19 protein-coding genes are annotated in these 23,218 nt (G+C 53.3%); 12 read left to right on the forward strand and 7 right to left on the reverse strand.

The genetic code is table 11. From position 1 onward, the window contains the following. Positions 1 to 4 precede the first annotated feature (4 nt). Positions 5 to 1,411 carry an FAD-binding oxidoreductase gene (locus ABXT62_RS16235; protein WP_415358233.1) on the reverse strand — a complete coding sequence of 469 codons (1,407 nt, stop codon included), beginning with the start codon at positions 1,409 to 1,411 and terminating at the stop codon, positions 5 to 7. A 126-nt stretch (positions 1,412 to 1,537) separates the two neighbouring features. Here ABXT62_RS16235 and serA point away from each other — a divergent pair, with 126 nt between their 5' ends. From serA to ABXT62_RS16250, 3 genes are all read left to right on the forward strand, one after another. Next, positions 1,538 to 2,767: a phosphoglycerate dehydrogenase gene (gene serA / locus ABXT62_RS16240; RefSeq protein WP_415356357.1), complete on the forward strand. Its 1,230-nt coding sequence runs from the start codon at positions 1,538 to 1,540 to the stop codon at positions 2,765 to 2,767. Between the two features lie 247 nt (positions 2,768 to 3,014). Further along, positions 3,015 to 5,384, forward strand: coding sequence for a TonB-dependent receptor (locus ABXT62_RS16245; RefSeq protein ID WP_415356358.1), 2,370 nt, complete (start codon positions 3,015 to 3,017; stop codon positions 5,382 to 5,384). A gap of 50 nt (positions 5,385 to 5,434) precedes the next feature. Beyond that, positions 5,435 to 7,057, forward strand: a complete 1,623-nt coding sequence (locus ABXT62_RS16250; protein ID WP_415356360.1) for a sulfotransferase — start codon at positions 5,435 to 5,437, stop codon at positions 7,055 to 7,057. Here ABXT62_RS16250 and ABXT62_RS16255 read toward each other — a convergent pair. The 5 genes from ABXT62_RS16255 to tkt all read right to left on the reverse strand — a co-directional run bounded on the left by ABXT62_RS16255 (position 7,037) and on the right by tkt (position 13,405). After that, on the reverse strand, positions 7,037 to 8,026 hold the full coding sequence (locus ABXT62_RS16255; protein WP_415356361.1) for an alpha/beta hydrolase: 990 nt from the start codon (positions 8,024 to 8,026) through the stop codon (positions 7,037 to 7,039). The genes ABXT62_RS16250 and ABXT62_RS16255 overlap by 21 nt on opposite strands. Before the next feature lie 11 nt (positions 8,027 to 8,037). Continuing rightward, positions 8,038 to 9,102 (reverse strand): class II fructose-bisphosphate aldolase, encoded by a 1,065-nt coding sequence (gene fba / locus ABXT62_RS16260; RefSeq protein ID WP_415356362.1) that lies wholly within the window; start codon positions 9,100 to 9,102, stop codon positions 8,038 to 8,040. A gap of 42 nt (positions 9,103 to 9,144) precedes the next feature. Continuing rightward, positions 9,145 to 10,317: a phosphoglycerate kinase gene (locus ABXT62_RS16265; RefSeq protein WP_415358234.1), complete on the reverse strand. Its 1,173-nt coding sequence runs from the start codon at positions 10,315 to 10,317 to the stop codon at positions 9,145 to 9,147. A 66-nt stretch (positions 10,318 to 10,383) separates the two neighbouring features. Continuing rightward, positions 10,384 to 11,394, reverse strand: a complete 1,011-nt coding sequence (locus tag ABXT62_RS16270; RefSeq protein WP_415356363.1) for a glyceraldehyde 3-phosphate dehydrogenase NAD-binding domain-containing protein — start codon at positions 11,392 to 11,394, stop codon at positions 10,384 to 10,386. Positions 11,395 to 11,404: 10 nt separating this feature from the next. After that, a complete protein-coding gene (gene tkt / locus ABXT62_RS16275; RefSeq protein WP_415356364.1) occupies positions 11,405 to 13,405 on the reverse strand; it encodes a transketolase in 2,001 nt (666 codons plus the stop codon). A gap of 181 nt (positions 13,406 to 13,586) precedes the next feature. On the opposite strand from tkt, the gene ABXT62_RS16280 reads away from it, so the two are divergent. The 5 genes from ABXT62_RS16280 to ABXT62_RS16300 all read left to right on the forward strand — a co-directional run bounded on the left by ABXT62_RS16280 (position 13,587) and on the right by ABXT62_RS16300 (position 18,884). Then, positions 13,587 to 14,597: an ArsR/SmtB family transcription factor gene (locus ABXT62_RS16280; RefSeq protein WP_415356365.1), complete on the forward strand. Its 1,011-nt coding sequence runs from the start codon at positions 13,587 to 13,589 to the stop codon at positions 14,595 to 14,597. Positions 14,598 to 14,622: 25 nt separating this feature from the next. Further along, positions 14,623 to 15,780, forward strand: a complete 1,158-nt coding sequence (metK, locus tag ABXT62_RS16285) for a methionine adenosyltransferase (RefSeq protein WP_415356366.1) — start codon at positions 14,623 to 14,625, stop codon at positions 15,778 to 15,780. A 106-nt stretch (positions 15,781 to 15,886) separates the two neighbouring features. Then, positions 15,887 to 17,278 carry an adenosylhomocysteinase gene (gene ahcY, locus ABXT62_RS16290; protein ID WP_415356367.1) on the forward strand — a complete coding sequence of 464 codons (1,392 nt, stop codon included), beginning with the start codon at positions 15,887 to 15,889 and terminating at the stop codon, positions 17,276 to 17,278. Between the two features lie 13 nt (positions 17,279 to 17,291). Next, entirely contained in the window at positions 17,292 to 18,131 is an 840-nt protein-coding gene (metF, locus tag ABXT62_RS16295) for a methylenetetrahydrofolate reductase [NAD(P)H] (RefSeq protein ID WP_415356368.1), read from the forward strand. An 18-nt stretch (positions 18,132 to 18,149) separates the two neighbouring features. After that, the gene (locus ABXT62_RS16300; RefSeq protein WP_415356369.1) at positions 18,150 to 18,884 is read left to right on the forward strand and encodes a 16S rRNA (uracil(1498)-N(3))-methyltransferase; all 735 of its coding nucleotides are present in this window, start codon (positions 18,150 to 18,152) and stop codon (positions 18,882 to 18,884) included. On the opposite strand, the gene ABXT62_RS16305 is transcribed toward ABXT62_RS16300, so the two are convergent. Next, positions 18,881 to 20,131 carry an alpha/beta hydrolase fold domain-containing protein gene (locus ABXT62_RS16305; RefSeq protein ID WP_415356370.1) on the reverse strand — a complete coding sequence of 417 codons (1,251 nt, stop codon included), beginning with the start codon at positions 20,129 to 20,131 and terminating at the stop codon, positions 18,881 to 18,883. The genes ABXT62_RS16300 and ABXT62_RS16305 overlap by 4 nt on opposite strands. Before the next feature lie 147 nt (positions 20,132 to 20,278). Between ABXT62_RS16305 and gshB the strand changes: the two genes are divergently transcribed. From gshB to ruvX, 4 genes are read left to right on the forward strand one after another with little or no spacing between them, the layout of a single operon-like run. Further along, positions 20,279 to 21,235, forward strand: coding sequence for a glutathione synthase (gene gshB, locus ABXT62_RS16310; RefSeq protein ID WP_415356371.1), 957 nt, complete (start codon positions 20,279 to 20,281; stop codon positions 21,233 to 21,235). Between the two features lie 7 nt (positions 21,236 to 21,242). After that, positions 21,243 to 22,109: an energy transducer TonB gene (locus ABXT62_RS16315; RefSeq protein WP_415356372.1), complete on the forward strand. Its 867-nt coding sequence runs from the start codon at positions 21,243 to 21,245 to the stop codon at positions 22,107 to 22,109. Positions 22,110 to 22,163: 54 nt separating this feature from the next. Next, positions 22,164 to 22,754, forward strand: a complete 591-nt coding sequence (locus ABXT62_RS16320; protein ID WP_415356373.1) for a YqgE/AlgH family protein — start codon at positions 22,164 to 22,166, stop codon at positions 22,752 to 22,754. Positions 22,755 to 22,780: 26 nt separating this feature from the next. Further along, the gene (ruvX, locus tag ABXT62_RS16325) at positions 22,781 to 23,212 is read left to right on the forward strand and encodes a Holliday junction resolvase RuvX (protein WP_415356374.1); all 432 of its coding nucleotides are present in this window, start codon (positions 22,781 to 22,783) and stop codon (positions 23,210 to 23,212) included. Positions 23,213 to 23,218 lie beyond the last annotated feature (6 nt).

Consider the following 23,218-nt stretch of genomic DNA (forward strand, 5'->3'; position numbering starts at 1 on the left):
ATGGTTAAATATCAAAAATCTTTCCGGGATTCATAATACCGTGCGGATCAAACACCTTCTTGATCTGACGCATAATCGACACTTCGAGCTCTGAACGACTATAGTGTAAATAGTCTTTTTTCAGCAGTCCAACGCCATGCTCAGCAGAAATACTGCCACCATAATGCTGCACGATATCGAATACCCACTTGCTCACCTCTGTGCAATGCTGCTGAAAATCTTTCATGGATAGATCATCAGGCTTGAGCACATTCAGGTGTACATTGCCGTCGCCAATATGGCCAAACCAAATGATCTCGAACTGCGGATAATTTTCGCTAACCACAGCTTCCACCGCAGCAAGGAATTCTGGGACGCGGGAAATCACTGTGGATATATCATTTTTATAAGGCGTCCAGCGCGAAATGGTTTCCGAAATATCCTCCCGCAGACGCCACAGAGACTCTGCCTGAGCAAGGCTTTGACTCACCACGCCATCGAGAACCCAACCCTGCTCCGCGCAATATTCGAACAGGCTCATTGCCTGCTCCATGACCTTTTCGTCCCGCTGTTCAAACTCCAGCAGCGCGTAAAACTCTGTCGCTGTTTCGAAAGGACGCTGTAAGCCCTGATGCTCGACGACTTTCTGCAGCGCTAGTTCAGAAAAAAACTCGAACGCACTGAGCTCAATGCTGTCCTGATATGTGCGCAGTACATGCATAATAGATGTCATGTCGGGCGCACCCAATACCAATACGGCCGACTCCTGTGGTGGCGTTGTGAGGCGCATGGTTGCCTCCACCACCACCCCCAGCGTACCCTCGGCCCCGATCACCAGTTGCCGCAGGTCATACCCAGCATTGTTTTTGATCAGGCCTCGATTAAGATCGAGCAGCTCGCCGGTACCGTTAACGACCTTCAAGCCTGCCACCCAATCACGGGTCATGCCGTGACGAATAACCTTGATGCCGCCGGCATTGGTAGAAACGTTGCCGCCGATCTGGCTCGAGCCACTGGATGCGAAATCAACGGGATAGAACAGCCCGCGCTCCATAGCATACTGCTGCAACTGCTCGGTCACTGCGCCAGCACCACAGCGCACTGTGCGGTCGATTGAACTAAAATCTTCTACATAATTGAGCCGATCCAAAGCCAGCACCAATTCCCCATTGGAGGCAACTGCACCACCACTGAGGCCTGTGCGCCCACCAGAAGGCACAATGGCCAGGCCCTCGCGAGCTGCAAGGCGCACAATTTCTTGGACCTGTTCAATACTATCGGGCAGCACCACCGCTGCCGGATTAGGTGTATACACCCGAGTCCAGTCGCAACCATAACGCTGTAAATCTTCGGTGCCGGTCAGCACCCTGTCTGGACCAACTATATTCTCTAAAGCAGTCAGGACAATGTTGTCAATTGCGGCCAAGGTTATTGCCTCCGGTATTTTTCACAGGTCGCTGGTTCAGGCGGCACGTATGATACCATACGCGCGGTTTTTTGCCGCACCGGCAAGCTCACCGGACCGCTCGGCCAACAACCTTTAAAGGAACCGAAAATCATGGCGCTGCAATCCCTAGAAAAAAGTAAAATAAAGTTTCTGCTACTTGAGGGCGTGCACCCTTCCGCACGTGCAACATTGCAGCAATCTGGGTACAGCAACATCGAAGAGCACAAGAAGGCACTGCCCTTGGAAGAGCTCAAGGTCGCTATCGCCAATACTCACTTCGTGGGGATTCGGTCTCGCACACAGCTCACCCAAGAGGTGTTCGACGCTGCCAAAAAACTCGTGGCCGTAGGCTGCTTTTGCATAGGCTCCAACCAGGTTGAACTTGACGCCGCTACCCGCCGCGGCATTACCGTGTTCAATGCGCCCTTTTCCAACACACGCAGCGTGGCCGAGTTGGTGCTCGCCGAGGCGATCCTTCTGCTGCGTGGTGTACCCAGCAAGAATGCAGCGGCCCACCGCGGAGAGTGGCAGAAAACAGCCGCCAACGCCTTTGAAATCCGAGGAAAAAAGCTGGGCATCATTGGCTACGGCAATATCGGTATGCAGCTTGGCGTGATCGCCGAGGGACTGGGCATGCAAGTGCAGTTTTATGACACCAGCAATAAACTACCCTTGGGTAATGCTCGGCAGGTACCGAGTCTCAATCAGCTGCTGGCCGGCTCCGATGTGGTGAGCCTGCATGTGCCTGAAAGTCCTGCCACACAAAACCTGATCGGAGCGGCGCAACTGGCACAAATGCCTGCTGGCAGCATTTTGATCAATGCCTCGCGCGGCACTGTGGTCGACATCGACGCGCTGGCTGATGCGCTGCAAAGCGGTGCTTTGGGTGGTGCCGGCATTGACGTATTCCCCGTGGAGCCGCGCTCCAACGATGATGAGTTCATGTCCCCACTACGCCGCTTCGACAACACTTTTCTCACCCCACATATTGGCGGCAGCACTATTGAGGCCCAAGAAAATATCGGCATGGAGGTGGCGGAAAAGCTGGCGCGTTACAGCGATACTGGGACTACAACGTCTTCTCTCAATTTTCCGGAAGTTGCTCTGCCGGAACATGCAGGATCCCACCGCCTATTACACATACACCGCAATGTGCCGGGCGTTCTAAGCGCTATTAATAGCGTGTTCTCAGAAAACCGGATTAATGTATCGGCCCAGTTCCTGCAAACTAACGATCAGGTCGGCTACGTCGTGATCGACATCGATGCCGAGTACAGTGATATGGCTCTTAAAAAGTTGGCCACCATCGACGGCACGATCCGCAGTCGCGTCCTATTCTAAACTGCGGCTGCGCCTTGCCCGACCGCTAAAAACCCTTCATTCACCCTAGCAATTTTTGTTAAACGGTATTTTTTCGCTCTATCGATTGTTGCCGTTCATATCCTCACGGGGATACAGTTCTTAAGGCTTGTGCTGCCATTTTCCTTAGCCCATCAAGGGCTCATTAATCATAGCTACATACACGGATGTGTCTCATTGCCCGGGAACATCGACTGAACGCTCATACTCAAAATTAATCGAGGTGAACATGCACAAAAAAGATAGATTCCAGCTTAGTGTATTGTCAGCGGCAATTGCCTCAACGCTCATTTCGGGCTATGCAACGGCGCAAGATTCGATTCTGGAAGAAGTCATCGTAACCGCCACCCGCCGTTCGGCGTCGCTGCAAGACATCCCAATCAATATCACTTCCCTGAGCGGCAAAATCATCGAGCGTGACCGCCTTACTGATTTGGTTGATATCGCCCGCATGGTGCCCGGCATGACAGTAGTGGACCAGGGGCCACGCGACAGCAACACGCTCACAGTACGTGGTTTGAACGTAAGTTCGATCTCGGCTAACGATGGCTCCAACAATGGTGGAAATACCGTCGGCACCTATATCGGAGAAATTCCGTTATATATTGATTTCAAGCTCAATGACATGGACCGAGTGGAGGTCCTAATGGGGCCGCAAGGCACGCTCTATGGTGCCGGCACCATGGGCGGCGCTGTACTGTATATGCCTAATCGACCACAAGCCGATCAGCTTACTTACCAAGTGCGTGGCGACGTCTACGACCTCAGCGAGTCCAGCGATGTGGGCTACGAGGGCGGAGGCACCATCAATGTGCCCATTATTAAAGACACGTTGGCTTTCCGGGCCTCTGTGGACTATCTCAATGACCCAGGCTTTATTGATTACAACTACCTAGTGCGTGAAGCCGGTGTTTCCAATCCTCAGCCGAATTTCAGTGATCCGGCCGACGTGAGTGCCAATCTGACACAGGAAAAAGATGCTAATACCGAGGAAACCTGGTCCGGGCGCGCTGCCTTGCGTTACACCGATGACCAATTGGATGGCACGCTCTCCTACTACTATCAGGATCAGGATATCGGTGCGCGCCAGGTCAACCACCAAGCAGCCTTTGGCACTGGCGAATATGAGTCCGCACATCGCTTTCTGGAACCCAACAGTCGTAAGAACGAATTATTCGCACTAGAAGTGGTTATGGATCTCGGGTTTGCCGCGCTGACCTCGGCCACTGGCTACTCAGAATACACCGAAAAGGGTCAGCGGGATCAAACCGACCTGTTGCTCACCTTTGAATATGGATATGAGTTGTTTCCCAGCTTCTCCGCCTATACTCGCGAAGATGCTGATGAAGACACCTTTACTCAGGAGCTAAGACTGGTATCGGCTAGCGACGGCCCCTTCAACTGGATTATCGGTGGCTTCTACTATGACTATGAGTCAAATTCGCTGAGCCAGGAATTCACCCCCGGGTTCGATCAGTTTGCAATAGATGAGCTGGGTGGGGTGCAGTTACGCCCCGACTCCCTGGAGTACTACGAAGAGCTCCATGGCAACCAAAAGGAAACTGCAGCCTTTGGTGAGCTTGGTTACGACATTACAGACGCTTGGCAGGTGACGGTTGGCGCTCGTTGGTTCAAATATGAGAGTAAGGTCACCACCGGCTTTGCGCTGCCGTTATTGGACACCGTTTTTGATGGCGCCCCGCAAGACTCAATCGATGTCAACTCAGAATCCAGCGATGTGGATGACGATGATGTCATTTACAAGTTCAATACGTCCTATAGCTTCAGCGATGACGTTATGGCCTACCTGACTGTCAGTGAAGGTTACAGACTGGGCGGTTTAAACTCGGTGCCGCCGTGCCTACAACCGTTGGAGCCGGGGCAAAATGTGTGTGCCCTGCCAGATGAGACCACCTACGAGCCCGATAAAACCACAAACTATGAGCTTGGAGTACACTCGCAGTTTGGCGACTCCTTACGCCTCAATGGCTCGGTCTACTACATCGAGTGGGATGATGTGCAGCTGGACTCGATAACCCAAAATGGGGACATCCCCATTCTGTCTAATGGCGGCGCTGCAAAAAGCACCGGCATTGAACTATCGACCCAGTACTACGTCATGACCAACTTTTCGCTCAGTGGCGCGTTTGCCTGGACAGACGCCGAGCTGACTCAGGATGTAGACAACCTGTTTGCTCCGGGTGTCGGCGCTTTTGATGGTGATCGACTACCGGGCACCCCGGAATACCAGGCTTACGTCGCCGCGCACTATGAAATACCGCTCAGCGATGGTTCAGATTTGGCTTTCGACTGGTCGATGTCCTACCAGAGCGACGTGCTTACCAAAGTTGGCGAACGAGACTTCGGACAGAGCCTGTCCAACTTTTACCTGAACAATGTTTCCGCCACCTGGCTGAACGATGCCTGGAGAGTATCTCTTTATGCTGACAACGTATTTGATGAGTTCGCGCAGACCGGTGTTCGTGCGGATACCAGCTTCATCGGTGACTCAGGTCTCTTCACAATGCGGCGCTACTACGAGAACATGGTGCGCCCGCGACAGGTTGGCCTCAAGTTCATCTATAACTTTGAAGGCTGAAGGTAAAGCAGCCAAAATACAGGGCGCTGCGGCGCCCTTTTTTTCACGCCATGACAACTGACGAAGAAGCGATCGCCAAGGGACACGCTGCTGCACAAGAAGCAATGCGGGGCGGCCAGCTGCGAGAGGCTCATAAGCACTGCTTGGGCATACTCAAAAGGGACCAGACCTTCGCCGACGCATGGTTCCTCTGCGGCGTTATCGCGTCGCACAATGGGCAGCACGCCAAAGCCATCGAAATTATTGAGAACGCAGTCAAGCTTGCTCCGGACAATGCAGAATACCGCACCGAGCTAGGCAAAAACCTCATAGCATCCAATCAAACTGAATGGGCTTTGCGCGAAGCACAAACAGCGCTATCGCTAGATCCTTTACAGCCAGCCGTCCTTAACACGTTAGGAACAGTGTTCAGTCATGCCGGCGAACACAAGAGTGCTTTACTGTGCTTTACTCGCGCGGCCCAGTTATTAGAAGAGCGCGCTGGCGGAACAAAAGAGCTGTCTATACAGTGGCAAGCTGATTTTTATTTCAATTCAGCAGCGTCAATGCAATTCGCTGGGCACTTTGCAGAAGCAGAGCAGGCCTACGAGAGGGCAATCACACTGCAGCCACTAATGTTCAAGGCCCATTCCGCACTTTCAACACTGCGACGACAAACATCGACAGACAATCACCTCAAGCGACTGCATGAACTTCGCAATAAGGTATCAGGCCCCAGAGATCAATTGCACCTTGGCCACGCCATCGCTAAAGAGCAGGAAGATCTGGGTCACTACGAGGATGCTTTCAAACATCTGACCTGGGCCAAGCAAGCACAGTCAGCCGCAGGCTCTTATAGCGCACAGTCTGATAAAGAGTTATTTGCCGGCGTGCGGCAACTTTTTAGCCAAGAAGTCTTTGACGCCCTGCGCGCCGGCTGCGACAACCCCGAGCCGATTTTTATTGTCGGCATGCCGCGCACCGGCACCACGCTGGTGGAACAAATTCTGTCCAGCCATTCACAGGTTTACGCGGCAGGCGAGCTGCAGAACTTTCCGCTGCAAGTGAACCGATTGACTGGCTCATCCACGGATAATGCGTTCAACATTGAAACGCTTGAGAAATCACTGCAGCTTGAGTCTTCTGTACTCGGATCAGCCTATATCGACAGTACCCGCTCAAGAACCGGGCACTCACAGCATTTTATTGACAAGCTACCACTGAACTTCGTTTTTTTAGGCCTGATCAAACTCGCGCTGCCTAATGCAAAACTGGTCTGCCTGCGCCGGGATCCGATGGACACTTGCTTGAGCAATTACCGCCAGCTGTTCGCAGTGAATTTTAAGCACTATAAGTACAACCTCGATCTCCTCGACTGCGGTCGCTACTACATTCAATTTGATCAGCTGATGCAGCACTGGCGAAAAGTGATGCCTGGCGCAGTGCATGAAGTGGAGTATGAGGCCCTGGTGGGTGACCCCGAGCAGGTGTCAAGAGACTTGCTGGCATACTGCAATTTACCTTGGGAGGAAGGCTGCCTGTCTTTTCACCAACGCAAGACCAGTGTGGCAACCCCCAGCGCCGTGCAAGTTAGACAGGGCATTTACACCAGCTCTGTCAACCGATGGCAGTCTTACGGTGACGCTATGCAACCCCTGTATGAACTACTGAAATCAGCCGGGCTCTACGTTTGAACAACCCGCTATTTTTGCAGAATTATCCTGGCCGATACCGGATTCAGTGAGCCAAGTCTCCACAAGGCGCAAATAATCACTGCGGATTGTATCCGATTCATTTGCCAGCTGATGTCCTGCTCCGGACAGGTATTCCACATGACTCGCGGGAAACAGCTGTCGAATCACGCCAATATTATAGCGCCAGTCCACAGTTGCATCGGCATCGCCCTGAATAATCAGCGCCGGACCCACACCCAGATCATTGTGCCGCAATGCAGTTAGCCAGCGCTGCAGAGCACTCACCCAGCGCAGTGAGATACGCTGGCTTTGGAGGGGGTCATGTATTAAAAAATGCTGGAACGTGTGATCCGACGAGTTCGGCGAAAACTTGCGTGGCAGACTGTCAGCAATATTAGTTAACAGGAAACGAATCGCTCTGACACTCTTCCATCGCACGGGACGTATCAATGGCGCCAGCAACACGGTCGCGGCAAAGGGCCAGGCATATTTACTCGCGTAATCAACTAGGGCCGCGCAGCCGGTACTCTGAGCCATCACCCACAGTGGTAATGGCGGCATGGTGACGGCGCGCAGCACGTCTGCAATGGCGCAGCTATAGTCACTAAAATCATCGATCACTGCGGGCTCGCCGGTGGACAAACCATGTCCAGGCAGGTCAAAGATGAGGACATTGCAGTTGTGCAACAAGCCCCATTCGATCAGCTTGCTGAATACGCCTGTGTGGTCGAAATAGCCATGCAGCAACAACAGGTTTGCAGTCGCATCGGGCTGGCGCCAGTGGTGAACAGCTAGCGTGTATTTGCCCGATTGGACACGACCTGCTACATGCTCGACGTGCGGTAGTTTCGCCGCAAATTCAAGTCCATAAAAGTGGCAAAACGATTGTAACTCCGGAGATGATTGCACGCCGCCATTAAAGGGACGGAGCTGTTGGCGCAGCTTCTGCAGTAGTTCTGGTGTCAACACGGACATGTCATTCAGTGTACGACGGGGGTAAGCGCTCCAGATTCATAATCCGCCTGCATACTGTCTAGCGAGCGAACCTTAATCTTGCCTGCATTGCCGGCTGTGCCAAAGGCTTCATAGCGTGCGATACAAATATCCTTCATCGCGGTGATGGTATGGGCCAAATACTTACGCGGATCAAACTCCGCGGGGTTCTGCGCCATGAAGCGGCGAATCGCACCGGTGGATGCCAGTCGCAGATCCGTATCAATATTGACCTTACGCACCCCGTGGCGAATACCCTCCTGAACCTGCTCGACGGGTACGCCGTAGGTTTCTGAGATCTCACCGCCGAACTCATTAATAATAGCCAGCCACTCCTGGGGGACAGCGGATGAACCGTGCATCACTAAATGTGTGTGGGGAATACGGGCATGGATTTCCTTGATGCGATCAATAGCAAGAATATCGCCGGTGGGAGGACGAGTGAATTTGTAAGCGCCGTGGCTAGTGCCACACGCTATAGCCAAAGCATCCACGTTAGTGGCCTTAACGAACTGGGCCGCTTCCTCTGGATCGGTAAGCATTTGCTCTAAGGTCAATATGCCTTCTGCGCCGCTGCCGTCCTCTTCTCCTGCCTCGCCGGTTTCCAGCGAGCCCAGACAACCCAGCTCACCCTCAACCGAAACGCCGCAGGCGTGCGCCATTTCCACTGCACGACGAGTCACTGCCGCGTTGTAATCATAATCCATCGGCGTTTTACCATCTTCTCCCAGCGAGCCGTCCATCATCACTGAACTAAAGCCTAACTGAATTGAACGCTGGCATACGCCTACCGATACACCATGATCCTGATGCACTACCACAGGGATGTGCGGAAATTCGTTCATTGCGGCTTCCATCATAGCCCGCAGAAAGGGTGCGCCGGCGTATTTACGAGCACCGGCACTGGCCTGCATGATGACGGGCGAATTGGTTGCATCAGCTGCCTCCATAATAGCGCGGGTCTGCTCTAGGTTATTGACATTAAATGCCGGCACACCGTAGTCGTGTTCGGCAGCATGATCCAACAATTGACGCAAACTGATTAATGCCATGTAAATAATCCTTTAGCCTATAACGTTAAGTGAGAGCCGATCCTATTTTGATTTCTGACCCGCGCGTTGTTCAAGTATCTCGACCGCAGGCAGAGTCTTTCCTTCGACAAACTCCAAAAAGGCACCTCCGCCGGTAGAAATATAAGAAATCTTATCCTCGATATTATATTTCTCGATTGCTGCCAGAGTATCACCACCCCCTGCCAGTGAAAACGCGGGGCTGTCTGCAATGGCCTGAGACAAGGTTTTGGTCCCCTCGGCAAACTGATCGAACTCAAATACACCCACGGGACCGTTCCAAAGAATCGTGCCGGCGCTTTCAAGAATTTTCACTATCTGCTTCGCTGACTCAGGCCCGATGTCAAAAATCATATCATCTTCCGCCACTTCATCGGCAGGTTTTAAACATGCCATAGCATCCTCGGAGAACGCTTTGCCCGTCACCACATCAACGGGCAGTGGAATATTGGTTTTCTGCATCAGGGCTTGCGCTATAGGAATCAGCTCATGTTCACACAGAGATTTTCCTACTGAGCTACCGCTGGCTGCCAAAAAGGTATTGGCAATGCCGCCGCCCAACACCAGTTGATCCACTTCCCCAGATAGCGACTCCAGCACCTGCAGCTTGGTTGACACTTTCGAGCCTCCGACGATAGCCACTAAGGGGCGCACAGGGTTGGTGAGCGCCTGCTTCAATGCGCGCAATTCCTTTTCAAGTAAGGGGCCAGCGCATGCGACAGGGGCATAGCTCGCAACGCCGTGAGTAGACGCCTGTGCACGGTGCGCGGTGCCGAAAGCGTCCATAACAAAAATATCGCACAGCGCCGCATAGGCTCGCGACAGCCCTTCTTCATTGGCATTTTCGCCGGAATTAAAGCGCACATTTTCCAGCAGGACCACCTCTCCATCGGCCAGATTCACACCCTCGCGCCAATGTTCCATTAAGGCGACTGACGTTCCCAATAAGACTGATAAATGCTGCGCGACCGGTGCCAGTGAAAATTGCTTATCGTACTCGCCTTCCACTGGACGGCCCAGGTGCGACATCAGAATCACCCTAGCACCTGCCGCCAGCGCCATCTCAATCGTCGGCAGTGCTGCACGGATGCGAGCATCGCTGGTCACGGTGCCATTTTTGATGGGCACGTTAAGATCTTCACGAATTAACACGCGCTTGCCACGTAATTCTTGATCCTGCATTAGATCAACATTCAATGTCATACCGCTAGCCTCTGCTATCACGTGCCCACTTACACGCGCCTCGCAGCACCTTGTGAATCTCTATAACCCACCCCAAAATTTTGCCACATCCAGCATGCGATTGGCGTAACCCCATTCGTTGTCAAACCAGGTCAATACTTTTACCAAGCGTTTCCCACTAATCCGAGTCTGACTAGCGTCCACAATACTGGATCTTGAATCGTGATTAAAATCGCAGGACGCCAGAAGCTCCTCAGTATAGCCAAGGACGCCGCTAAAATCAGACAATGCAGCGTCACGCAGAATTTGATTGATTTCGATCACATCCGTGTCTCGGCGTGTTTGCACAGTCAGATCTAGAGCCGACACATTGAGTGTAGGCACCCTCAGTGCCTGCGCGCTAAAGCGCCCCACCATGTCAGGCAGCAGACGCTCAATACCCCGTGCCAGCTCCGTATCCACCGGAATAATAGACTGGGCGGCCGCCCGTGTTTTACGCAAATCCGTGTGGTGGTAGGCGTCAAGTACGGGCTGGTCGTTCATCGCAGAATGAATAGTAGTGATGGTGCCGTTCTCAATGCCGACGGCATCGTCGAGGGCCTTGATCAAAGGTAGAATGCCATTGGTGGAACAGGATGCGTTCGAAACGATACGATGCTCTGCGCGCAATTCGTCGTGATTGACGCCATAGACGACCGTCTTGTCCACGTCGGACTGCGCTGGCTGAGAAAACAGTACTTTTCTCGCGCCCTGATGCAGATGTTTTTCAGCCGTAGCTCGGTCAGTGAATGCCCCTGTGCATTCCAGCACAACATCCACCCCCAACTTTCCCCAAGGAAGGTCATCTATCTCAGAGTGATTCAGCAGGGTGATCGCATCGCCGTCCACCCACAATTGATTGGCGTCTCCCTCAAGAGACTTCGGGAAGCGCCCGTGCGTTGAGTCATAACGAGTGAGATGCAAAATCGTCCCTGCATCAGCCAATTCGTTGATGGCGACAATACTCAGTTCATGCCTGAGCGGGCTCTCGTAGAGGGAGCGCAGGATGCTGCGGCCGATTCTGCCGTAACCATTGATAGCGAGACGCAACATCGGGTCAGCCCTAGAGGAGGATATCTTCTACGACGGAGACCACATTGTCCGTCGTGAATCCAAAGTGGCGCATCAATTCATCGGCCGGCGCTGACTCACCGAAAGTCGTCATGCCCACTACGCGCCCATCCAGACCAACATATTTATACCAGTAGTCTGCATGCAGCGCTTCAATCGCCACTCGAGCCAGTATGTCGCTCGGCAGCACAGACTCTCGATAACCCGTATCTTGCTGCTCGAACAGTTCGGCACAAGGCATGGATACCACACGAACCTGCTTGCCCTTCGATGCCAGTTCCTCGGCTGCCGTTACCGCCAGTTGAACTTCCGAGCCAGTGGCAATCAGAATGGCATCGGGTGTGCCAGAGCAATCCTTGAGCACATAGGCGCCGCGACTGATATCTGCGACCTGCCCGTCATCCCGCAGCTGGTGGGGCAGTGCCTGACGAGAAAAAACCAGTGCGCAAGGGCCATCGCGACGCTCAATCGCTGTCTTCCACGCCACCGCAGATTCCACTGCATCACAAGGACGCCAGGTTTGCATATTGGGTGTGGCACGCAGCGCGGTTAACTGCTCAACAGGTTGGTGTGTCGGGCCATCTTCTCCAAGACCAATAGAGTCATGGGTAAAAACAAAGATGGATTGCTGTTTCATCAACGCCGCCATGCGCACCGCATTGCGGGCATACTCCATAAAGATTAAGAAGGTGGCACCGTAATTAATGAAGCCGCCATGCAGAGTAATACCATTCATGATCGCTGCCATGGCAAACTCCCGTACGCCATAGTAAATATAGTTGCCGCTCGCATCCTGCGCGCTTACACCCGTCGATCCACTCCACAGGGTCAGATTGGATGCGGCCAGATCTGCAGAGCCGCCGAGGAGCTCTGGCAACAACGGACCGTAGGCATTCAGGCAATTCTGGGAGGCCTTGCGCGAGGCGATAGTCGCGCCTTCCTTCTGACATTGTGCAATATACGCTGTGGCCTGCCGCGAAAAGTCCTCGGGCAGCTCACCCGCGAGCCGGCGGCGCAGTTCTATCGCCAGATCAGGATGCGCAACGGCATAAGCCGCCATCGTCTCTTCCCATTCTTGTTCACGGGCAGCGCCCGATTCGTGTGCATCCCAGCCGGCATAAATATCGGCGGGAATCTCGAAAGGTCCATATTTCCAACCCAGAATCTGGCGTGTCGCAGCCACTTCATCCTCACCCAATGCCGAACCATGAGCAGACTCTGTGCCCTGCTTGTTGGGTGAGCCCTTGCCTATAATGGTCTTGCAGCAAATCAGCGTCGGCTTGTCATTCTGAGCGCGAGCCGCCTCGATCGCAGACCGAATTTCAGAGGCATTATGCCCATCGACCCCCGCGACGACGTGCCAACCATAGGCTCCAAAACGGGCGGGAGTGTCATCGGTAAACCAACCCTGCACCTCGCCATCAATGGAAATACCGTTGTCATCATAAAAGGCGATCAGTTTTCCCAGGCCCAGCGTCCCAGCTAAGGAACTGGCTTCATGGGAAATGCCCTCCATCAGGCAACCATCACCCACAAACACATAGGTATGGTGATCAACCACGGCATGTCCTGGTTGATTGAACTGGGCTGCCAAAACTTTTTCCGCCAAGGCCATACCTACTGCATTCGCCAGGCCCTGGCCCAGCGGGCCCGTCGTGGTCTCTACACCCGGGGTGTAGCCATATTCCGGATGTCCAGGCGTCTTACTGTGCATTTGGCGAAAATTCTGTATTTCAGAAATAGGTAGCTCATAGCCGCAGAGGTGCAAAAGCGAGTAGAGCAACATCGAGCCGTGGCCATTGGACAGCACAAAGCGGTCGCGGCCAGGCCAAGCGGGGTTTGCCGGGTTGTGCCGCAGAAAGTCATTCCACAGCACCTCAGCAATATCCGCCATGCCCATGGGGGCGCCGGGGTGGCCACTTTTCGCTTTCTGGACCGCGTCCATACTAAGAGCACGAATGGCATTGGCAAGTTCTATGCGGGGGGACGACATCAGGTTCTCCGGGGAGGTGAATAGGTACGAAATGGGGCGCTATTTTCGCGTAAGCGGGAGCGAACGGCAAACAAATAGGCAGATATTTGGCGCATAACCGCAATTTCATTGGCGTGAGAAGCACTAAAAAACTATATCAAAATATTTTGATATAGTTTTGATGGCCTGCTAGACTCCAAAAATGACCTTGTCTAACGCCGCCAAATTGGTGACATCACAGCCGGACCAGCCGCCGTCTGCTCTGCAACTAGCCACGCTTACCCGCCTGTGCAAAGCCAGCGCGGATTCTCTGCGCCTACTAGTGCTCAGGGTGCTACGCAAAGATTCGTTCGGGGTCTCCGAGCTATGCTCAATCTTCGACATTCGTCAGCCTGCCCTCAGCCACCACTTGAAGGTTCTTTCCAGTGCCGGCCTAGTGGCGGCAAGGCGTGAGGCCAACTCTATTTTTTACCGCCGCAGCGAAACGGGGCAACACCCCGATCTGGAAGCGCTGCAACACAGCATTTTCGATGCGGTGGATAAGATTGATCTGCCGCTAGATATTCAGGAACGGCTCTTAGCCATGCACCGGCAGCGCGAAGAAAACTCCAGCACCTTTTTCCAGCTCAATGCGCATAAGTTTCAACAACAGCAGGATTTGATCGCTAGCTATGAGCAATATGCTGATATCGCCATCCAGGTGCTGGAAGACGCCCCGCTAAAGCACCGTCGCACGGCGCTGGAAGTCGGGCCTGGGGATGGTTCGTTCCTGCTTGAACTTGCACCGCTGTTTGAGCGCGTAGTGGCGCTGGACAATGCCCCAAGCATGCTGGAACAAGCACGAAGCAGGTCTGCTTCAGCCGGATTGCAAAATATAGACTTTATTCTGGATGACACGCGTAGTCCTCAATTGGCCAATCTGCAGGTCGACTGCGCGATCATTAATATGGTGTTGCACCACACGCCAGCACCGGGTGAAGTTCTGCGCGACGTCGCTTCATACCTCGCACCTGGCGGTGTAGTCCTCATTACCGAGCTGTGCAATCACGATCAGGGCTGGGCACGGGAGAATTGCGGCGATTTATGGCTTGGGTTTGACCCCAGGGAGCTCGCGCAGTGGGCAACGGACGCAGGGCTCAAGGACATCACCAGCGTTCATCTAGCCCAACGTAATGGCTTTCAAGTACAAGTACGGTTATTTGGCCGACTTTAACGATTTTATTTATAAGGATAAGACTATGAGCGAATACAAACTTTTTACCTCCGAATCAGTGTCTGAGGGACACCCAGACAAAATGGCTGACCAGATATCAGATGCGGTCCTGGACTACCTCCTCAAGCGCGATAAAGACGCGCGCGTCGCCGTGGAGACCATGGTCAAGACCGGTATGTGCATAGTAGCAGGCGAGGTCACCACCTCGGCCAATATGGATCTTGAGGAGACCATTCGCCAAACCATACTCGACATTGGCTACGACAGCTCTGACGTGGGTTTCGACGGCGCTTCCTGTGCAGTACTCAACGCCATTGGCAAGCAGTCCCGAGATATCGCGATGGGCGTTGACGAAAGTAAAAGTCATGAGCAGGGGGCTGGAGATCAGGGCCTGATGTTCGGCTATGCCACCAATGAAACTGATGTGCTGATGCCTGCACCCATTTATTATGCCCATCGCCTTGTGGAACGTCAGGCAGAATTGCGCAAGAACGGCAAACTGAACTGGCTGCGCCCAGACGCCAAAAGCCAAATTACGTTGCGCTATGAAGACGGCAAGCCGGTCGCCATTGACGCAGTGGTGCTATCCACTCAGCACGATGAAAAGGTCAGCCAGAAAGAAATTCACAAGCAAATTTTGAAGCATGTGATTAAGGATGTTCTGCCAGCAGAATGGTTGCATAAGGGCACCCAATATCACATCAATCCTACTGGTCAGTTCATCATCGGCGGCCCCGTCGGTGACTGTGGCTTAACCGGACGCAAGATTATTGTGGATACATACGGCGGCATGGCGCGTCACGGTGGCGGCGCGTTTTCCGGCAAAGACCCGTCCAAGGTGGACCGTTCTGCAGCCTATGCGGGTCGCTATGTGGCGAAGAATATTGTCGCAGCGGGTCTTGCGGATCGCTGCGAGATTCAGGTGTCTTATGCGATTGGTGTCGCGGAACCCACATCTATTGCCATTGACACGTTCGGCACTGGCAAAATTTCTGATGACCGCATAGCAGAGCTGGTGCGCGAGCACTTCGACCTGCGTCCCAAGGGCTTGATTGCGATGCTTAACCTGAAGCGTCCTATTTACCAAAAAACAGCAGCCTATGGTCACTTCGGGCGAGAAGATAAGGATTTTACTTGGGAGAGAACGAATAAAGCGAAGGCGCTGAAAAAAGCCGCGCGTTGATGAAAAACGGCTGATCGACGCTCAGTTGCGCCGGGCAGCAAAAAAACTGACTACCCCCATTAACATTTAGACAAATAACGGGCTCCAAGCCCAAAGGAAGATAAAGATGAGCACAGCACAAAAATTGCAAACGACTGAAGACTACAAAGTTGCCGACATCTCACTGGCCCAGTGGGGCCGTCGCGAGCTGGAGATTGCAGAAAGCGAAATGCCAGCGCTGATGGCGATGCGGGCTAAGTATTCAGCCAGCAAGCCACTCGCCGGAGCAAAAGTTCTAGGCTGCATCCATATGACGATCCAGACTGGGGTATTGATTGAAACACTGATGCTATTAGGTGCCGAAGTGCGCTGGTCTTCGTGTAACATTTTCTCTACACAGGACCACGCTGCGGCCGCTATAGCCGCCGGGGGAATTCCTGTATTTGCCTGGAAAGGTGAAACTGAGGAAGAGTATGAGTGGTGTCTTGAGCAGACCGTTCTCAAAGACGGCAAGCCATGGGACGCTAACATGATACTGGACGATGGCGGCGACCTCACCTCTTTACTGCATGACAAGTATCCCGCCATGCTGGACAAAATACACGGCGTTACCGAAGAAACCACCACAGGTGTGCACCGCCTGCTGGAGATGCTGGAGCGGGGCACACTGAAGGTGCCAGCTATCAACGTGAACGACTCCGTGACCAAGTCTAAGAATGACAATAAGTATGGTTGTCGCCACAGCCTCAATGACGCTATCAAGCGCGGCACCGATCACCTGATGGCCGGCAAAAAAGCACTGGTCATCGGCTATGGGGACGTTGGCAAGGGCTCAGCACAATCCCTGCGTCAGGAAGGTATGATTGTAAAAATTACCGAGATCGATCCTATCTGTGCCATGCAGGCCTGCATGGACGGTTTTGAGATTGTTTCGCCTTTCATCGACGGCATCAATGATGGCACTGAGTCGTGCATCGACCGCGAACTATTAGGCACTACTGATCTGGTCGTCACTACCACTGGCAACTACAAGGTCTGTGATTCGAACATGCTGAAAGCGCTTAAAAAGAACTGCGTCGTCAGTAATATCGGCCACTTCGACAACGAAATTGATACGGCTTACATGCGCAGTAATTGGGAGTGGGAAGAGGTTAAGCCGCAGGTCCACAAAGTCTATCGCGACAAGGCAGCCAATGATTACCTGATCCTGTTATCCGAAGGACGCCTGGTGAATCTTGGCAATGCTACGGGTCACCCGTCACGCATTATGGACGGCTCTTTCGCGAACCAAGTGCTAGCGCAAATTTATTTATACGAGCGTAAATTCGCGGACCTAGAGTCAGACATGAAGGCCTCTGCGTTAACTGTTGAAATTCTGCCCAAGAAACTCGACGAGGAAGTGGCGGCACACATGATCGGTGGTTTTGGTGCAGTGCTTACCCGACTCACGCCAGAACAAGCTGATTATATCAAGGTCAGCCAGGATGGACCGTACAAGCCTGAAAGCTACAAGTACTAGGAAACGGTTACTCATGGCTGCGCAAAAACCGCGTATAAGTTGCGAGTTCTTCCCGCCCAAAACAGGGGCGGGTATTGACAGGCTTCTGACCGAGGTTATGCCTGCTCTTAATGCACTAGGCCCAGAGTTCTTCTCGGTGACCTACGGCGCAGGCGGCAGCACGCGCGACACCACGGTTGGGCTAGTGTCCTCTATCAGGGAAGCGGGCACCGATGTCGCACCTCACCTCAGCTTCGGGGGTGATGACGACAGTACTATTGCGGCGCTACTTGAAACGTATCAAGGCGCAGGCATTAAACGTTTGGTCGCGCTGCGCGGTGATGTTCCCTCAGGGACCGGCGGTCCAGCACAGCTTATTTACGCCAGCGAGTTAGTGGCGTTTATACGTGAGCGCACGGGGGATCATTTCCATATCGAGGTCGCGGCTTATCCGGAAATACATCCGGAAGCTAAAAGCTACGACACCGATATCGCTTTTCTCAAAACTAAATTCGATGCTGGCGCCGACAGCGCCATTACCCAATACTTCTTCAACGTTGAATCGTACTTTTACTTTCTAGACCAGTGCGCGGCTATTGGAATCGACAAGCCTATCTATGCTGGCGTTATGCCAATAATCAACTTTTCTAATCTGATTCGCTTTTCCGCCAATTGTGGCGCGGAAATTCCTCGATGGATTTGCCGACGCATTGAAGCCTATGGTGATAATCAGGAGAGCATCGCCAAATTTGGCGTCGAGGTTGTTACTCAACTTTGTCAGACATTGCTGGACAATGGCGCTCCAGGTATCCATTTCTACACCATGAATCAGGTGGAACCGACGCAACAAATCTATAATAATCTAGGCCTGTAGCAGTAGGACTCGATAACTATGCGCACAGCGCGTATTTACACCACTCACAAACTGCACAGTAATACCGTTGTTGTGCTGGAGTCGGAGCCAAGCCGACACTTAGCGCGTGTTCTGCGTTTGGGAGTGGGTGATCGCCTGACCCTTTTTGATGGCAGGGGCGGCGAATATCTCAGCAGCATTACTGCCGTCGACAAAAAAAATGTACAGGTTCTAACAGGCGCCCACCTGCAACATGAATGTGAGTCCCCTCTGAACATTCATCTGGGTATTGCGATATCGCGCGGCGAACGCATGGACTGGATCGTACAAAAATCTACCGAGCTAGGCATCAGCTCTCTGACGCCATTATCGACAAAGCACACTGGCGTTAAGTTAGCCGGCGATCGTGCAGACAAAAAAATTCATCATTGGCAACAAATTGCTATCAGTGCCTGTGAGCAATGCGGACGCAATCGCACACCGGTCATTCATCCTTTAAAGACACTCGACAACTGGCTAGCGTCTACTGTTGCCGAGTGCAAATTTGTACTGCACCACCGAGCGGACGCCTATGCCGAGCAACGCGAGCCCCCTACCAGTATTGCTTTATTAATCGGCCCAGAAGGTGGCCTGGATGAGAGTGAAATCGCCGCGGCAGAGCAAACCGGCTACGCATCCCTCAAGCTGGGGCCCCGTGTGCTGCGCACTGAGACCGCACCGCTAGCAGCTATCGCGATGCTGCAGGGCAGGTGGGGAGACATGGGGCCAAGCTAGCGTGCACGCAACCACTGCGCGTGGGTCCATTCCAGGAAATGACCAACAGCATGAGCCGTATGGTCTGTGCGCACCGAATGGAAGATCTCGAAAGCGTGCTGCGCCCCGGGGAGTTCCGCATAGGCAACCGGCTGTTTAGACATAGCCTGCAGCGCAGAGACAAAGGCCCGCGCCTCTTCCACCCACACCAATGAATCATGCGTGCCCTGGATCACCATCATCGGCGGAGCATCTGCCGAAACATGACTGAGTGGCGAAGCGCTATCCCACACTTGTGGGTTGCCCTCCTTTGAGCACTGCATAACACGATCGGCGAGCAGCTTATCCATGGACATCCCTGGTCGAATACCGCCTCGGTCGAGGAAATCATAGACGCCGTAAAACGGCACAGCCGCTTGCACCGAAGTGTCAACTGTTTCGAAGCCGGGCTGCCAATCAGCGCGGTTGGGCGTCAATGCCGCCAACGAGCTGAGATGGCCGCCAGCGGACCCGCCGGTAATCGCAATGAAATCGGGATCGCCACCGTAATCCCTGATGTGTTCCTTTACCCATGCAATGGCCTTTTTCACATCGATAATATGCGCAGGAAAAGCCGCCTTGGGGCTCAAACGATAGTTGATCGCTACACACAGCCAGCCACGCTGTGCCATGTGGTACATCAGCGGTTTGGCCTGCTGTTCTTTTTCTCCGATAATCCATGCTCCGCCATGCACCTGAAGTAGCACTGGAAACCCGCCCTCGCGCGGTTCATGGGGACGATAAATGTCCAGCAAGTTGCGCTTGCCAGCGTCTCCGTATGCGATATTACTGTCCACGCGAACCCCATCGCGCTTGAAATGGAAAGGTTTGAGCCAGTGACGGGTCAGGATATCATCGGACAAAACATGCTGACGCTCTGATGGTATATCGGCTCTGTAGTTCTCTCCGAGAGACTTGCGTAAAGCCGGGCGAAGATGGTTTGGCGTATCCATAGACTGACAATGCAGATAGACAAGTCCTAACCAGGCCAGCGCAAAAATACCCAGCCCGGTCTGCGCCAGAGGATCGGACAAACCCCCCGTCCACGCCAGCAGCGCGGTGAGCGCAACTTGCCACAATAGATGAATCAACGCTAACTCACCGCACAGCCAGGCACTCAAGAAATAGAGGGGCACCAACCAGTATATGCGCCGCGCCTGTACGATTGCGGTAAGGACGCAATAAGCGCTCAATAACGCCAGAAAAAAGTATATGCCTGCTAGGCTCACGTCGCTCTCCAAAAACAGATAGTCATTTCGAGGGTCTAGTCTAAGGGAATTTCACTCCAATGTGGCCCTCTCCCAACAATCTTCCTACTTGCACCCACCACAGGCTTTGCGTAAGTTAGCAGACCCTCGGAACACATGAGATAGATAATGGCCGTCAAACTAGGGGTCGTGATGGATCCCATCAGCGACATCAACTATAAGAAAGACACCACTATGGCCATGCTGTGGGCGGCCCAAGATCGGGGCTGGGAGTTATTCTATATGGAGCAGACCCACCTCTATCTCGAGCAGGGTGTTGCGCGCGCCCGCATGGCCCCGTTGAACGTCTTTCGTGATCAGGACCATTGGTTTAACCTCGAGCAAGACGAGGATAGAGATCTCGGTGAGCTCGACGTCATCCTGATGCGCAAGGACCCCCCTTTCGATAACGAATACATCTATAGTACGTATATCCTCGAAGCAGCGGAACGCCTGGGGACGCTTGTGGTAAACCGCTGCCAAAGCCTGCGCGACTGCAACGAAAAGGTCTTCGCCACCCAGTTCCCCCAGTGTTGCCCTCCGGTGCTGGTCAGCGCAGACATGCAACGCCTCAAGGCATTCCACCGGCTGCATGAAGACACTATATTCAAGCCCCTCGACGGTATGGGCGGCAGTGCCATTTTTAGGGTAAAACCGGACGACTCTAATATCAGCGTGATTCTCGAGATGCTCACACGGAATGGTTGCGAGACCATCATGGCGCAAAAATTTATTCCCCAGATTGAGAAAGGTGATAAGCGCATACTGATGATCAATGGAGAACCTGTACCCTATTGTCTGGCCCGTATTCCGCTGGCAGGCGAGACTCGAGGCAATCTGGCTGCGGGCGGGACCGGCCAGCCCCAACCACTTTCAGAGCGTGACCAGTGGATTGCTGCACAGGTTGGGCCCAGCCTACGCGAGAAGGGTCTCCTGTTTGTCGGCCTCGATGTGATTGGCGACTACCTCACAGAAATCAACGTCACCAGTCCGACCTGCATTCGGGAAATTGACGCCGGCTATGGTCTGGACATTGGTGGACAACTAATGGAGTGTATTGTCGAAGCATTAGCTAAAAGGCGCTAATTGGCCCATGTATTACCTGGAAACAGGACGTGATAAGCACACTCGGTTTAGAAATGCCCTCGCCCTGGCATTGGCAGTGCACGCCGCCTTAATCCTGACTATTTCCTTCAGCGCCAGCACCCCAATGACGTACTCAACGCCACAAATTGAAGTGACGCTTGCCAACCGACCCAGCGCAACATCCCCACAAGACGCCCGCCAAATTGCGCAGGCCAATCAGGAGGGTAGTGGCGATGAAGCTGAAATTCGTCAAATCAGCCGTAGCAATATCCTTCCTTTCGTTCAGCACTCCCAGCAGCAACCGTTGATGCAAGTACACCAGGAGCAGCTCGGGCAACAGCGTGATGTGCTGACCACCACCGCCAGAGCCGTTCGCACGCAAGCAATAGAGCCGACACAACACGCACAGCGAGAAGTCAGCCTGGAAGGGATTAGCCCAGAAGTTGATCGTCTCAGCGAGGAGCTCGCCAGTCTGCAAGCGGAACTGGATCAACACACAAGAAATTATGCCGATCGACCACGCGTAAGGCGTTTGACTGCTACCTCGGCTAAAAAATCTGCAGACGCCGCCTATCTGCTGGACTGGCAACAACGTTTAGAAACCGTTGGGAACCATTATTATCCGCAAGCGTCCGTTCGCTATGGTATCTATGGCAGTCTTCGCATGCTTGTCGTCATTCGACGCGATGGTAGCCTAGACGACATTCAGATCTTATCTTCTTCCGGTTATGCAGTGCTGGATGAAGCCGCTATCACCATTGTGCGAATGGCTGCGCCCTATTCTCCCTTTCCACCTGAACTTAGGGCTACCGCAGACAAACTGGAAATCGTTCGGACATGGCATTTCCGAGAAAACCCGTTAAGCTCACCCTAGAACTCCACCATTCTGGTTGCTCCCCTTTTTCACACACAAGAGACACGTTTATTCATGCATAGAAGATTTACCACCAACATCGCTAAAAGCGGTGATTGCCTACGAAATCATTTTCTGCTGGCTATGCCTCAACTGTCGGAAGGTATTTTTTCGCAAAGTATCACCTATATTTGCGAGCATGGAGAAGGCGGCGCCATGGGCATTGTCATCAACCGGCCTCTGGATCTATCAGTAAGCGCCATTTTCGAACACCTAGGAATCAGTACCCAACGTGATTTCTCTCATCTACAGGTGATGGCGGGCGGCCCGGTAGACATGGATCATGGCTTTGTATTGCACCGCCGTTGTGATAGAACATGGAAAGCCAGCATGAAGGTAACCCCCGAGATTACCCTTACCACCTCTCGTGACATTCTTAGCGCTATCGCGACTGACGACGGACCGAGCGATCATCTGATCGCCCTAGGCTTCGCCGGCTGGGCTGCTGGTCAGTTAGAGCAGGAGCTGGCAGAAAACAGTTGGATAACCCTGCCCGGAGACAGTGAGGTCATTTTTTCCACGGCCTGCGACAAGCGTTTGAGTGCCGCTGCAGCACTTCTGGGAATAGACATGAACCTGATTTCCAGTCAGGCGGGGCACGCCTGATTGAACAACCAGCCAGAAAATTCTCAATGAGAAAATCTCACCGCACAGTAATGGCATTTGATTACGGCCTGAGTCAGATCGGTGTAGCGATAGGGAACTGCATGCTCGGGACCACACAGCCGCTTGCCGTGCTCCGAGCGAAAGATGGTCAGCCCGAATGGCAGCTCCTTGAAGACCTGATAAAGGAATGGCGCCCAGACGTTTTGGTAGTAGGCGAGCCATTAAATATGGACGGAACTGCAAGCGAATTAAGCGCGCGGGCCAATAAATTCGGGCGACGTTTACACGGACGGCTGGGGCTGGAAGTGGCAATGGTCGATGAGCGGCTCAGTAGCTTTGAGGCGAAGCACAACAGTCGCGAGCAAGGTCATCGGGGAGACTACAAACGGCAACCGGTGGACAGCCTTGCCGCAGAGCTTATCCTGCGCACCTGGCTAGCGGAAAACACGGAGCGATAGCCTAGC

This window comes from Halioglobus sp. Uisw_031, assembly GCF_047729875.1.
GTDB lineage: Bacteria > Pseudomonadota > Gammaproteobacteria > Pseudomonadales > Halieaceae > Marimicrobium.